The 13,554-nt window shown below is 70.2% G+C and carries 13 protein-coding genes; 9 read left to right on the top strand and 4 right to left on the bottom strand.

Annotation, left to right across the window (positions count from 1 at the left end):
* Positions 1–232: 232 nt before the first annotated feature.
* Positions 233–766: a hypothetical protein gene (locus ACLQ2R_RS26745; RefSeq protein ID WP_425963387.1), complete on the bottom strand. Its 534-nt coding sequence runs from the start codon at positions 764–766 to the stop codon at positions 233–235.
* Between the two features lie 345 nt (positions 767–1,111).
* Between ACLQ2R_RS26745 and ACLQ2R_RS26740 the strand changes: the two genes are divergently transcribed.
* Positions 1,112–1,693 carry a hypothetical protein gene (locus tag ACLQ2R_RS26740; protein WP_425963385.1) on the top strand — a complete coding sequence of 194 codons (582 nt, stop codon included), beginning with the start codon at positions 1,112–1,114 and terminating at the stop codon, positions 1,691–1,693.
* Between the two features lie 183 nt (positions 1,694–1,876).
* Here ACLQ2R_RS26740 and ACLQ2R_RS26735 read toward each other — a convergent pair whose 3' ends face one another.
* Positions 1,877–2,827 (bottom strand): LysR family transcriptional regulator, encoded by a 951-nt coding sequence (locus ACLQ2R_RS26735; protein ID WP_425963384.1) that lies wholly within the window; start codon positions 2,825–2,827, stop codon positions 1,877–1,879.
* Between the two features lie 88 nt (positions 2,828–2,915).
* Here ACLQ2R_RS26735 and ACLQ2R_RS26730 point away from each other — a divergent pair, with 88 nt between their 5' ends.
* Positions 2,916–3,839, top strand: a complete 924-nt coding sequence (locus ACLQ2R_RS26730; protein ID WP_425963383.1) for a zinc-binding dehydrogenase — start codon at positions 2,916–2,918, stop codon at positions 3,837–3,839.
* Positions 3,836–4,816, top strand: coding sequence for an alpha/beta hydrolase family protein (locus ACLQ2R_RS26725; RefSeq protein WP_425963382.1), 981 nt, complete (start codon positions 3,836–3,838; stop codon positions 4,814–4,816). Before ACLQ2R_RS26730 ends, ACLQ2R_RS26725 begins: the two co-directional genes overlap by 4 nt.
* Before the next feature lie 435 nt (positions 4,817–5,251).
* On the opposite strand, the gene ACLQ2R_RS26720 is transcribed toward ACLQ2R_RS26725, so the two are convergent.
* Positions 5,252–5,725: a MarR family winged helix-turn-helix transcriptional regulator gene (locus ACLQ2R_RS26720; RefSeq protein ID WP_425963381.1), complete on the bottom strand. Its 474-nt coding sequence runs from the start codon at positions 5,723–5,725 to the stop codon at positions 5,252–5,254.
* A gap of 105 nt (positions 5,726–5,830) precedes the next feature.
* Here ACLQ2R_RS26720 and ACLQ2R_RS26715 point away from each other — a divergent pair, with 105 nt between their 5' ends.
* Positions 5,831–6,049 (top strand): hypothetical protein, encoded by a 219-nt coding sequence (locus ACLQ2R_RS26715; protein WP_425963380.1) that lies wholly within the window; start codon positions 5,831–5,833, stop codon positions 6,047–6,049.
* Positions 6,050–6,129: 80 nt separating this feature from the next.
* A complete protein-coding gene (locus ACLQ2R_RS26710) occupies positions 6,130–7,065 on the top strand; it encodes an NADP-dependent oxidoreductase (RefSeq protein WP_425963379.1) in 936 nt (311 codons plus the stop codon).
* A 554-nt stretch (positions 7,066–7,619) separates the two neighbouring features.
* On the opposite strand, the gene ACLQ2R_RS26705 is transcribed toward ACLQ2R_RS26710, so the two are convergent.
* A complete protein-coding gene (locus tag ACLQ2R_RS26705) occupies positions 7,620–8,219 on the bottom strand; it encodes a TetR/AcrR family transcriptional regulator (RefSeq protein WP_425963378.1) in 600 nt (199 codons plus the stop codon).
* A gap of 94 nt (positions 8,220–8,313) precedes the next feature.
* Here ACLQ2R_RS26705 and ACLQ2R_RS26700 point away from each other — a divergent pair, with 94 nt between their 5' ends.
* The 4 genes from ACLQ2R_RS26700 (at position 8,314) to ACLQ2R_RS26685 (ending at position 13,399) form a co-directional block, all read left to right on the top strand.
* On the top strand, positions 8,314–9,486 hold the full coding sequence (locus tag ACLQ2R_RS26700) for an epoxide hydrolase family protein (protein WP_425963376.1): 1,173 nt from the start codon (positions 8,314–8,316) through the stop codon (positions 9,484–9,486).
* Between the two features lie 12 nt (positions 9,487–9,498).
* On the top strand, positions 9,499–10,422 hold the full coding sequence (locus ACLQ2R_RS26695; RefSeq protein WP_425963374.1) for an SDR family NAD(P)-dependent oxidoreductase: 924 nt from the start codon (positions 9,499–9,501) through the stop codon (positions 10,420–10,422).
* A 178-nt stretch (positions 10,423–10,600) separates the two neighbouring features.
* Positions 10,601–10,975 (top strand): hypothetical protein, encoded by a 375-nt coding sequence (locus tag ACLQ2R_RS26690; protein WP_425963372.1) that lies wholly within the window; start codon positions 10,601–10,603, stop codon positions 10,973–10,975.
* Between the two features lie 354 nt (positions 10,976–11,329).
* A complete protein-coding gene (locus tag ACLQ2R_RS26685; protein ID WP_425963371.1) occupies positions 11,330–13,399 on the top strand; it encodes a glycoside hydrolase family 44 protein in 2,070 nt (689 codons plus the stop codon).
* Positions 13,400–13,554 lie beyond the last annotated feature (155 nt).

The following is a 13,554-nucleotide window of genomic DNA, read 5'->3' as shown; positions in this document are numbered from 1 at the left end:
GACCGGGGCAGGCGCGGTCCGCTGCCGTACCCCGCCGGCTCGAAGCCCTCGCGGCGTACGCCGGTGCCGGTGAGATCGGCCTCACCGGGACTCCCCGGTGGGGTGCGGCCGTGAAGCGCCGCCCGCCGGCCGACAGCCCTGCTCGATCCCGGCACGGCATCAAAACTCGCCGACCGGCCCTCCTCCCGGCACGAGCGGGCAGCCGTCAGGCCGATATCGGTCGGGGAGGTCCTCACAATCCTGGGGCCGTGAGGACCGCACTGATCGCGGCACTCAGCAGCAGGGTCGCGCCCATGATCGGTCCGGCTGATCGGCTGCTCGGTGTGTGGGTACCGCGCAGATGTGGCACCACCGACCCGAGCACGACCAGTTGGACGACGCCGACGACAGCCACACCGATGTCGTTCAGCAGCCACGCCAGCGGCAGGAAATGCACCGCCACGACCACCGCGACCCACCAGGCCATCCATCGGGGTGCGCCGCGCCTGGCCAGCACCAGGCATCCGGCCCCCGCGGCGATGACCTCGGCCACGACCAGGACTCCGAACCAGGCGTACCTGCCCTCCAGCGCGCTCGGCTGATCCCAGTTCGCGGCAGTCAGCACCCCGAAGGCCACGGCCAGCCCGACGCCCAGCACCGACCCCGCGCCCAGCCAGATCCGCCAGCGCCGGGGCGGGTCCTCCTGCGCCCAGCCGAACCACACGAAGGCCATCAGCCCGAACCACGCCGTCGTGAAGCATTGGTCACGCAAGAACTCAGTCAGCACCGGAACTCATTTCATGGATCGCGCCCGAGTGGAGCGCACCGTTTATACCGCATAGTCCTTTCGACCGCTGCGCCGTCCGGTCGCGGCGGTGAAGGGCGGTTCTCGTCCGGCCTGGCGTCCAACGTCTTCCGTGCCCGGGGTGAACACTGTCCGTTTTGTCCGGATTTCCGAGGAGGTAGCTTACGGGAGCTGTGGTTCCCGCCACCTGAAATGCTTCCAACCTGGGAAAACGTACCGCTAACCGCTGACAGCCGAAAACCGGCGCATGAGTGACCGCTTCGTGCGATCTACTTATTCGGCGGGATCGGCGATGCGGCGGTCGTGGTGCCGTTCGGCCCGGAGGCCATGCGCGTCAACGGCCTCGGCGTCGTTTCGGCGCCGGCCCTCACGGGACTGCGGGTCGTCGTCGGTGTCGCGGCGCTGCTCGCGATCGCAGCCGTCCTCGCGCTCGCTCTCGGCGCGTTGCTGCGGCGAACCTGGGCGGCGGTCCTCGTCACGCTCTCGGCGGTCGTCCTCCCGCACCTCCTGGCGGTCCTGCCCGACGGAACGGCCAGGTGGCTGCTGCGCCTCACCCCTGCCGCCGGTTTCGCCGTCACGCAGACCATCCAGGAGTATCCGCAGGTGGTTGCCCATTACGCTCCATCGGCAGGCTACTACCCGCTCGCCTGGTGGGCCGGGGCCGCCGTGCTCTGCGGCTATGCCACGGTCGTGCTCGCCCTGGCCGGTTCCCGGCTGCGCCGGGGTGGTCCGGCCTCACAACCGCGGCCACGACGGAGACAGCGGCCCGCCGCCGGGGGTGCGGCGGCATCGCGACGCCCGCCGCCGTGTCGCGGGCCTGCGGACGCCCCCCAGGCCCACAACCACGCCCTCCACGCCCACAACCAGGGCCCCTCACATCGAACCGGCGAAGAAGGCCGCGATGTGTGAGGCTCGCAAGCAGCACCGGGAGGCACACAGGAACGGCGAGAGCCCTGCGAGCTCCTGACCGGTATCCGAGAAAATGACCGCTCGGGCCGACGTCGTACGAGCACCGGACCGGTGAAGGACTGGCAGGCCGAACTCGACGATCACTGACGAGAATACCTGTCCCGTTCCCGGTCCCGCGGGGGCTCACCCCGGCCGGGCCGGTACGCCGTCGCCTGTGGGGTGGCGTTCGGGCAGCCAGTCGCGGGCGGGGTCGTACTCCAGCCAGCGGTTGCGCTCCGCCGCCGACACGAAGGCGCCCACCAGGTCCTTCAGCAGCGGATGGCCGCCGTCGCCGCGCCAGAGCAGCGACCAGGCGTACAGGGGCGTGGGTCCCACCAGCGGGACCGAGCGGATCGCCGGGCCGGCCGGGAGCGGCACGTCCGCGGGCATCAGGCCGAAACGGCGCTCGCCGGCCGCCAGGTCGGCCAGGAAGCGGTCCAGCCCCAGGTTCGCGCCCTCGGCGCGGTCGCGGATGCCGAAGGAGTCGGCGAAGCGGTGCAGGAAGTCCAGCCGGTCGAGTGATCCCGGGGACCACAGCACGCTGTCGCGCAGCTGCGCCGGACGGATCTCCGGCGCGTCCGCCAGCGGGTGGTCCGCGCCGAGGACCACGTCCACCGGCTCCAGGCGCACCAGGCGGTGCGTGATCCCGGCGGGCAGCGGCGCGTGGACGCGGCCGAAGGCGGCGTCGACGTCGCCGTGCAGCAGCGCGGCGATCACCGCCGGCAGGTCGCGGCCGTGCCCCGGCTCCAGGGGAGGCTCGCCGGCCGCCACCTGTGCCAGCGTGCGCATGGGCGCGTACAGGTGACCCCACACGTCGATCCGCAACGGGCGGCGCGTGTCCAGCGCGGCCGCCACCGCCAGGTCCGCGGCGGCCAGCGCCCGCCGGGCGGGCTCCAGGAAACGCCGCCCGGCCTCGGTGAGCCGGACCCCCTGGCCGCCGCGGTCGAGCAGACGCCTGCCGAGGACGGACTCCAGGCGGGCGATCCGCTTGGAGAGCGCCTGCTGGGAGATCGACAGCTCCTCGGCCGCGTGGCCGAAGTGCAGTCCCTCGGCGGTCCGCACGAACGCGCGTACCTGCGCCAGGTCGAGATCCACGCCTGTCACCCTAGGTGACAACCGATGGTTGTCGGGCCCTCGTGCCCGTTGTTGGATCGCGCGGCCCGCATGCCGCTTCCATGGCCGCATGCGTAGATTGATTCCCACCGGAGACATGAGGCGACCGGTGGAGTTCACCGAGGACGCTCAGCCCGCTCCCGCCCCGGACGAGGTGCTGATCAAGGTCGAGGCGTTCTCACCGAATCGCGGGGAGACCTTCCTGCTGGAAGCGCCGGCGGCCGGCCTGGCGCCCGGCAAGGACGTGGCCGGCCTGGTCGTGCAGGCCGCCGCCGACGGCTCGGGGCCACCGGCCGGCACCCGGGTGGTGGGCCACCCCCCGGGGGGAGGCTGGGCCGAGTACGCGGCCGTGCCCACCCACTCCGTCGCCGTCCTGCCCGACGGGATCGACGCCGTCCGGGCGGCCGCCCTGCCGCTGGCCGGGATCACCGCGCTGCGGCTGCTGCGCGCGGCCGGCGCCGTGACGGGCAGGCGGCTGCTGCTGACCGGCGCCTCGGGCGGGGTGGGGCACTACCTGACCGAGCTGGCCGCCGCCGCGGGGGCGGAGGTGACCGCGGTGACCGCCACCGCGGAGCGCGGCGCGCGCCTGCGCGAGCTGGGCGCCGCGGCGGTCGTGCACGACGTGGCCTACGCGGACGGGCCGTTCGACGTGGTGCTGGAGTCCGTCGGGGGCGGCGTGCTCGCGGACGCCCTGGCCAGGCTGGTCCCGGGCGGCACACTGGTCTGGTTCGGCCAGGCCGGCCGTGTCCCGGCGACCGTGAACTTCTTCGACCTGCTCGCCGGTCCGGAGAACGCCGTGATCCGGCACTTCCACTACGCCGGCGCCCCCTACGGCGCCGACCTGGCGACCCTGGTACGCCTGGTGGCCGGCGGGCGGCTGCACCCGGAGATCGGCCGTACCGACGACTGGAGCCGGACCGCCGACGTCCTGGTCGATCTCAGAGAACGCCGTGTCCGCGGCAATGCCGTGCTGACGACAGGAGCATCACGATGAGCGTCACCGACTTCGCCGCCCTCAACCTGTCGCGCGCGACCGGGGCCGGGCTGGACCCGCACGAGTACCTGCGCGTCACCGGCGAGCTCACCGACCTCGACGGGTGGGGCGAGGCCTTCATGCGCGTCGCGGGTGAGCACCTGGCGCGCGCCGGGCAGGCGGCCACGGCGATCTCGTCGGGCGAGCACTTCCAGGTGGCGGCGCGCTGGTTCCACTTCGCCACCCTGGGGCCGAACCGTGAGCGGGCGCTCGCGGCCGCCGAGGCCGACGCCGCCATGGGCCGTGCGCTGGACCTGCTGGACCCGGCGGCGCGCCGGATCGAGGGGCGGGACTTCGCCGGCTGGCTGCGCGGCCCGGCCGGCGCCGCGGCCACCGCGGTCGTGGTCCCCGGGCTGGACTCCGGCAAGGAGGAGTTCCACGACGTGATCGGCGCGCTGCTGCGCCGGGGCCTGGCCGTGTTCGCCATGGACGGGCCGGGCCAGGGCGTGCTCGCGGCCACCACCACGGTCCGCGCCGACTACCACCGCGTGGTCGGCCGGGTCGTCGACGAGCTCGGCGTCGAGCGCGTCGGGCTCGTCGGTCTCAGCGTCGGCGGCTACTACGTCGCCGAGAGCGCCGCCCGGGAACCTCGCGTCGCGGCCACGGTCGCCGTCAGCGGTGCCTTCCGGCTGGACTGGGACGACCTGCCGCCCCCGTTGCGCGACATCCTCGTCCAGCGCGCGGGCGGAAAGGAGGCGGCCCGCCGCTTCGCCGGCCAGGTCGACCTGTCGGCCCTCGCCCCGCGGATCGCCTCCCCGCTGCTGGTGGTGGACGGCGGCCAGGACATCGTCCCCGGTATGGTCAACTGCGAGGCGCTGGCCCGCCTGGCCCCGCACGGGCGGTACCTGAACGTCCCGCACGGCGACCACCTGCTCGGCAACGCCCGCCCCGACTGGCTGGCGACGGCCGCCGACTGGCTCCGCGCGGCCCTCACCTGACAGGCCCCGGCGGCACTCCGGGGGCGTGCCGCCGGCGTCCCGCGCTCGGCCGTGCAGCGCGGGCAGGGGTGGCGCTCGATGTCGTCGGCGTCGCTTGGGACAGTCTCTGGAGGGACGGCCATGTCTCCGGATGCTGTCACGAACGATTCTCAGAAATACTCCGCACCCACCTTTGCATGAGAACGGCTTCTGCGAACCGATTCAGGACTTCGCGATCTCTGGACCACCCTTTTTGATCTTGCTCTGAGAATGGGTCGTTTGCGAGAGAAGCTGTGGTTGCTCTCTGACGGTGTTCGGCGTGTCATCGTCCCGGTCCGGGGGGAGCGCGGTTCCGCCACGGCGTACAGCTACATCGTCGACAAGGTCCCACCTTCCCCACGTACCACATCGCCGGCGTGGCAGGACTGACCGGAAGGCCCCGACCGAGGACGGCGCTCAGCCTCCTTCGGTTTCCCGGCGCACGGTAGCGGCGATGCGGGTGAGTGCGGCCCCGAGGTGGCGGCGCTGCGCGGCGCTGAGCGGATCGAACACGAGCCGCTTCACCTGCGCGACATGTTCCGGTGCGCTCTCGACGAGTTTCTGCCGGCCGGCGTCGGCCAGGGTGGCGAGCGTGTACCGGCCGTCGCCGGGGTCGGGTCGGCGGGCGACCCAGCCGCGTGCTTCGAAGCGATCCATCACCTTCGACAGGCGGGGCAGGGTGCTGTCGCAGACCCGGGCAAGGTCGCTGAGCCGCATTGTGGCTTCGTCGGCCATGGACAGCCGGGCCAGAACCCCGTACTCGAAGTTGGAGATGCCCGCGTCTCGCTGCAGCTGGCGGTCGAGGGCCGCCGGGAGGGCGATGACGACCGTGAGCAGCGCCTGCCACAGGTCCTGCTGGTCGTCGGCGAGCCAGGGCGACTGAGTGTCCATGAGACCCATCATACTTGCCCGGACAACTCACATCACTTGCCTGGGCAACTCTTGATGAGGTACTTTTTCACTTGCCAAGGCAAGCGAAAATACTTGTCGAGGCAAGTGAAGGAGCTGATTTCGATCACCACCACGAGCAACCTGGCCACCCCGGACGGCCCGCCTTTCCCCTTTCCGCCGCGGACAGCGGCCGCGCATCCGACGGCCGACCACTTCGTCCCGCTGCTGCTCACCGTCGGCGCCGCCGATGACCCCGGCAGCGCCGTGAGCGCCATCGACCGCATGGTGATGGGCAACTCCACCCGGTCGGTGCAGCTCACCTGAGCGCCTCGACGTGCTTCACCTTCCCGCCTGATCGCCTCATCCGCTGGCGACGACATCAATACACCCCGGAGGAAAGTGCCATGAAGGCAATGCGTTTCCACGAGTTCGGCAGCAGCGAGGTCCTGCGCTTCGAGGACGTCGACCGTCCGGTCCCCGGCACCGGGCAGGTGCTGGTGCGGGTGGCGGCCACATCGTTCAACCCGGTCGACGACCACATCCGCGCCGGTGTCCTGGCCGAGATGATCCCGATCACTCTCCCGTACGTGCCGGGGATCGACCTGGCGGGCACCGTCGCTGAACTCGGCGCGGACGTGATCGGCCTGGAGGTCGGTGACCGGGTCGTGGCGATGCTGCCCCTCGACTCCGCCGGCGGCGCCGCCGAGTACGTGCTCGCCCCGGCCGAGTCCCTGGCCCCGGCGCCCCGGACGACCGAGCTGGTCGACGCCGCGGCGCTGCCGCTGACCGGCCTGGCGGCATGGCAGACGACGTTCGAGCTCGCCGAACTGAAGCCCGGTCAGAGCGTCCTGGTCAATGGGGCGGGGGGCGCGGTCGGCAGCCTCGTGGTGCAGCTCGCCGTCGACGCGGGAGCGCACGTGACCGCAGTGGACGCGCCGCAGTACGCCGACCGCCTTCGGGGCTACGGCGCGGACCGGGTCGTGGGCCCCCTCGCCCCCGCCGCAGGCCCGGCCGCCGTGGGCGGTCCGTTCCAGGTCGTGGTGAACCATGTGCGCGTCTCCCCCGAGGAGCTCGCGCGGCTGACGAACTACGTCGCCGACGGCGGGGTCGCCGTCAGCACGGCCGGCCCGGTTCCCGAGGACCCCGCCCGGGGAGTGCGCAGCGCGAGCCTGTGGGTCCGCAGCGACGGAGCCCAGCTGGCCGAGCTGGTCGCCAAGGTGGATGCCGGCAAGCTCCGGCTCCACGTCGCCGCCCACCGCCCGGTGGCCGAGCTGGCCGCCGTGCATGAGGAAGCCGGCACCGGGCGGCTACCCGGCAAGACGGTCGTGCTCGCACCCTGATCACACCCGACCGGGCCGCACCCTCTTGATGTCGTCTTCGAGCAGCGTCCAGACCTCGATCAGGTCCTCCGGCTCCCGGTCCTGCCGCACCCGTGCCCCTCCACCTGACCCGCGATCACTCGTTCAGCTCAGCGAGGCGCCCCGCCAGGGGAAACGAGGACCAGCGCGATGACACAGGGCTACATGTCCGTTCGCCGTAGCCATACGAGAACAGGTCCGAAACGAGACCCAGGTCCGAAACCCCCATCACCTCCAGCGAATCGACCCCGGTTTCCCCGACGCGAGGGATCGCTTCTGGGAAACCGGGGAAGCGGCGACAAGACCTTGCACGACCGCCGTGAACAGGCTCTGGAGCGAGCCGGCCCGCATCATCCTCGATCTGCCTGCTCACAGACCCATCGTCTCCACGCGGAGGACAAACTTCGATGGCAGAAACCCTCACCAGGAACATTCGGTGCCGCGCCGACAATCATCGGATGCGTAGGGGGTGCGGTGTCGGTGTCGATGTCGTGTCCGGAGCGGGACGATCCTCGGCTCCGGTCGAGTGCTGCGGGTCAGGGCCGGTCGCCCACGAGAGTGATGGCGCGCCTCTCGGGAACTCCCAGCATCAGCAGGCTCGTGATCGTCGCTGCTCGGGCGCCGTGGGTTCCGTGCGACAGGTCGTTGTCGGCGATGGCGAACACGACGCCGTAGGCGACCTGGCTCAGAAGGCGTGCCGGCAGGTGCTGTGCGAACACGTCGCTGTCCTGGCCCCGTTTCACGAGGTCGGCGAGGAGCTCGTCGACCGGCCCGAGCAGGCCGTGGATCGCCTCCCCGTACTCGCCGCGGCGCAGCGCCAGCAGCACTCGGTACCGGTGCGCCACCGGCCAGATGCGGGCGACGAATTCGACCCACGCCGCGTCCGCCTCCGCGTCGGAGGCGTTGACTTCGGTGAGCACGGCTGTCATCTCGGTGACGGCCCGTTGCGTGAGTGTGCGAATCAGGTCGAGACGCGAGGGGAAATGGCCATAGACCGTGCGGCGGACGACGCCGGCAGCGGAGGCGATGTCGCCCATTCCGGCGTCGGGGTTGTCTCCCAGCACGGTGAGGGCGACGTCGAGGATGCGGTCGCGTGTCTCGTTCGTCGAGCGCACGCGGGAGGACTCGGCAGGCACGACAGCATTGTTGCACACCAGTGTGCAATGACGTAGATTGCACACCAGTGTGCAACGGAGAGTTGCGCTGTGCTTCGAAGCTCAGGAGAAGGCCATGACCGCACCGACGCCGCAGACCCCGACCCTCGTCCGCCCGTTCACCGTCTCGATCTCGGACGCGGAGATCGACGACCTGAAGCAGCGACTGGCCAGAACTCGATGGCCGGATCCGGAAACGGTGGGCGACTGGTCGCAAGGGGTTCGCTTAGAGAACGCCAGATCTCTGGTCGACTACTGGGAGCGCGGCTACGACTGGCGGCGCTTCGAATCCGAGGTCAATCGCTTCCCCCAATTCCTGACCGAGATCGACGGGCTGGACATCCACTTCATCCACGTCAGGTCCAAGAACCCCAACGCGATGCCGCTGATACTCACGCACGGATGGCCGGGCTCGATCGTCGAGTTCCTGAAGCTGATCGGCCCGCTGACCGATCCGGTTTCGTCCGGAGGAGACGCCGCCGATTCATTCGACGTCGTCGTCCCCTCGCTTCCCGGGTTCGGGTTCTCCCGGAAGCCCACGGAGACCGGGTGGACCGTACCGCGCATCGCAAGCGCGTGGGCGGAGCTGATGAAGCGTCTCGGCTACACCAGATGGGCCGCGCAAGGCGGCGACTGGGGCGCCGTCGTCACCACCGCCCTCGGGGCCATGCGACCTGAGGGGCTTGTCGGAATTCACCTGAACACCCAGTACGCCTTTCCCGCACAGATCCCCGACACCCTGTCGCCCGAAGAGCGCCACGCCGTGGAGACCCTCGCCCTCTACACCGGCGATCTCGGCGGGTCCAACCACCTTCAGGGCACGAAGCCGCAGACCGTCGGATTCGCCCTGGCGGACTCTCCCGCCGGTCAGGCAGCCTGGATCTACGAGAAGTTCCAGTCCAAGACCGACAACCACGGGCTCGCCGAGGACAGCCTCGGCATGGACGACATGCTCGACGCGATATCCCTCCACTGGTTCACCAACAGCGCGGCGTCGTCCGGCCGCATCTATTGGGAGAACAGATCGGGCACTCTCGCCGGTCCGAAGCTGACGCTTCCGGTCGCGGTGACCGTCTTCCCAAGAGACATCCCACTCCTGCCGCGAAGCTGGATCGAAGACACCTACAGCAATCTGATCCACTACGGCGAGGCCGACAAGGGCGGGCATTTCGCGGCCTTGGAACAGCCCGAAATCCTGGTCAGCGAGATCCGCACCGGCCTGCGCACCCTTCGCTCAGCTGAGCAGTGAAGGAGCTTTCCCATGCAGCACACCATCGTCATGACGGGCGCGAGCCGCGGGATCGGCCGTATCGCCGCCGAGCGTATCCTGCGGCAGTCGCCGGATGTGCATCTCCTTGTCGTCGCCCGCGGATCCTCTGGCGCACCGCTTGCCGCGGAGCTCCGGGAGGGTGGGCACGCGGTCTCGCACGTCGAGGCGGACCTCGGCTCGCTCGAAAGCGTCCGGTCGGCCGCCACGGAGATCCGGGACCGGTTGGAGCGCGGTGACCTGCCGCCGCTGCGCGGTTTCGTGGGCGACGCGGGCATGCAGTACACGAACGCGCTGACCGAGGGGCCCGACGGGCTGGAGTCCACCTTCACGGTCAACGTGCTCGCCAACCATGTGTTCGTCCGCCTGCTCGAAGACCGCTTCGTCTCTCCCGCTCGAATCGTGATCACCGTCAGCGACACGCATTTCGGTGACTTTAGGCACAACCTGGGCATGGTGCCCGGGCCGGCCTGGCGCTCCCCGGACGCCCTCGCCCGCACCGGCGCCTTCCCCAAGCCGGATACCGCGACCGGTGGGCGTACCGCGTACTCGACGAGCAAGCTGGCCGCCGTCTACCTCGTGCACGAGTACGCGCGCCACCTCCCGGCCGGGATCGACGCCGTCGCCTACAACCCGGGGTTCGTCCCCGGCACCGATCTCGCCCGCAACGCAGGCCCCGTCTCCCGGTTCGCGATGCGGCGCATCCTGCCGGCGATGACCCTCACGCCGTTCGCGACCACCCGCAGTGCTGCCGGCGGGTACCTCGCCGACCTCGTCCTCGGCACGCCCCAGGCACAGACCGGTTCCTACGTCGATCGCGGCCGCGTGGCCCTGTCGTCCGAGGAATCTTACGACCCGCAGCGCGAACGCGAGCTGTGGGACGCCGACGAACGCTTCACCGCGGCGCACGGCGCCTGACACCACGACCATCCCAGCACCCCCGCCCGACCAAAGCATCTGTACACGGCCCGGCTGTCTTGTCGCGCGCGGTTCTCTGGAAATCCCTCGTTTGCGTTGATCCATTCACCCCCTTAACCCGGTTGGCTAATCTCGACAGCTTTCAGCTACTCAAGTCGGCAAACCCGTGGAGGACATCATGACCGAGTACCTGAGCATCAACGGCAACACCATCGCCTACGACGTGACCGGAGAAGGGCCTCTCGTTGTCCTCGCGCACGGCATGGGCGACAGCCGGCACTCCTACCGTTTCATCGTTCCCGCCCTGGTGGCGGCCGGGTACCGCCAGATCGGGCCGCCCCTGGTACACCGCATGCCGGTCAGAGGGGTGACGTTCAGCCGTGACAGCAGCACGCTGGCCACCGGCGACGACAAAGGCAAGATCAGGCTGTGGGACGTACGGCCGGTCGCCGACCTGTTCACGTCGGTCTGCGCGGCCGCGGTGCGCTCGCTGACCAAGGACGAGTGGCCCAGATATCTGCCTGCCAGCCAGGGTTATCTGAAGGTCTGCTAAGGGGTCCCGGTAGTAATCGCGGAAAACCCAACGGATATGAGTCTGACCTGCACGGATGGGGCTTGGCCCACCGTCCCGTGATCGTTTTTCTCAAGGAGTCTCCGCAGATCAACAGCAACATCGTTGGATTCGCGGCCGTTACTACCGAGACCCCGAGTAGGGGAACGGTCAGCCGCCGCCGCTGCACCGCCGTTACATCGCCGCCGACGTCCGCCTCACGCTCCCCCATGTCGTACCGCTCCGAAACTTTCACGCCCGGACGGCCACGATGGCGCTCGCGCACGGGCCGTCCTTGACGGGCGTGCGTTCCCCTCTCATCGTGGGAGCGCTCCCAGTCGATGGAAGGGGTACGACGTGCGTATCAGAGCGCTGTTGATTAGCGTGGGCCTGCTGGCCGCCGCCACCGTTCAGGTCAGTGGCGCCGCCGCCCAGGCCGCGGCCGGTCCGGTGCTCAGCGTGGACGCGTCCGCCTCGCGTCACGCGATCAGCCCGTACGTGTACGGCATGAACTTCGCCGACGCGGCGCTGGCACGGGATCTGCGGCTGCCGGTGCACCGGTGGGGCGGCAACGCCACCACCCGCTACGACTTCCGCAACGACACCAGCAACCGGGCCGCCGACTGGTACTTCGAGAACATCCCCAACGACAACACCGACCCCTCCACGCTGCCCGACGGGTCCGACAGCGACGAGTTCGTCGACCAGAACGTGGCCACCGGCGCCGACACGATCCTGACGCTGCCGCTGATCGGCTGGGCGCCCAAGGCGCGCGCCAAGGCGTGCGGGTTCAGCGTCGCCAAGTACGGGCCGCAGCAGTCGACCGACCCGTGGCAGCCCGACTGCGGAAACGGCAAGAAGCCCGACGGCACCAACATCACCGGCAACGACCCGCACGACACCAGCGCCGAGATCACCCCCGCCTACGTCACCGACTGGATCAACCACCTGAAGTCCCGCTACGGCGCCGCGAACAGCGGCGGGGTGAGGTTCTACAACCTGGACAACGAGCCCGACCTGTGGTTCTCCACCCACCGCGACGTACGGCCGGAAGGGCTGGGCTACGACGAACTCCGCGATCGCACCTACGCCTACGGCGCGGCCGTCAAGGCCGCCGACCCCGGCGCCAAGACGCTCGGCCCGGTCGGCTGGGGCCTGAACTCCCTCATCTACTCCGGCCTGGACCAGGACGTGTGCGGGCGCACCGGCTGCTGGTCCAACCCGCCCGACAAGGCCGCGCACGGCGGCCAGGACCTGGGCGCCTGGTACCTGGACCAGATGAAGGCCTACGAGAGCGCGCACGGCACCCGCATCCTGGACTACTTCGACAACCACATCTACCCCCAGCAGAGCGGCGTCCTCGGCGACAACGTCGACGCCGCCACGCAGGCGCTGCGGCTGCGCAGCACCCGCCAGCTGTGGGATCCCACGTACGTGGACGAGAGCTGGATCAACACCCCGGTGCAGTTCATCCCCCGGATGAAGAACCTGGTCGCCCAGCACTACCCGGGCACCAAGGTGGCCATCACCGAGTACAACTGGGGCGCCTTCGGGCACATCAACGGCGCGCTGGCCCAGGCCGACGTGCTGGGCATCTTCGGCCGTGAGGGCCTGGACCTGGCCACGCTGTGGACGGCGCCGACGACCGCGCAGCCGGTCGCCTACGCGTTCCGCATGTTCCGCAACTACGACGGCGCCGGCGGCGCGTTCGGCGAGACGTCGGTCAAGGCCACCAGCGCCGACCAGGACAAACTCGCCGTGTACGCAGCCGAACGGGCCGCCGACCAGGCACTGACCCTCGTCGTGGTGAACAAGAGCGGCGGCGAGCTGACCAGCGATGTGGCCCTGACCGGCCGGGCCGGCACCGCCCAGGTGTACCGCTACAGTGACGCCGACCTGACGACGATCCAGCATGGGGCGAACCTGACGGTGTCGGCGTCCGGCTTCACCGGCACGTTCCCGGCCAACTCGATCACCACGATCGTCGTCCCCAAGGGAACCACGACGTCCCCCTCCCCCTCCCCCTCGCCCTCCCCCTCGCCCTCGCCGAGCCCGTCCCCGAGCCCCAGCCCCAGCCCCAGCCCCAGCCCGTCCCCGAGCGCCTCGTGCACGGTCGCCTACACGATCGTCAACCAGTGGCAGGGCGGCTTCCAGGCCGGCGTGAAGATCGTCAACACCGGGGCGAGCGCCGTCAACGGCTGGCACCTGGACTGGACCTACGCCAACGGCCAGAAAGTCACCCAGTCCTGGAACAGCAGCTACAACCAGAGCGGCGCGAACGTGAGCGTCGTCAACGTGAACTGGAACGCGTCCCTGCCGGCCAAGGGCGGCAGCGCAGAGTTTGGCTTCCTCGCCTCCCGGACCGGGACGGCCAACGACGTGCCCGCCCAGTTCAAGCTCAACGGCGCGACCTGCGTGAAGGTATGAGAAACGGGAGCGGCCCGCGCTCGGGTGAGCGCGGGCCTGTCCGGGTCTGGCGAGGTCAGGCCTTGAGGTTTCGGGAGGCGCTCACGCGCGCATGCGTGAGGGCCCGCGCCGTCCTTGCGGCCGCCGACGATCTCGTGCGGCCGCAAGGACGGTGA

This window comes from Streptosporangium sp. DT93 (assembly GCF_049844535.1).
Classification (GTDB): Bacteria; Actinomycetota; Actinomycetes; order Streptosporangiales; family Streptosporangiaceae; genus Streptosporangium.
This window is presented reverse-complemented; position numbering and strand designations above follow the sequence as displayed.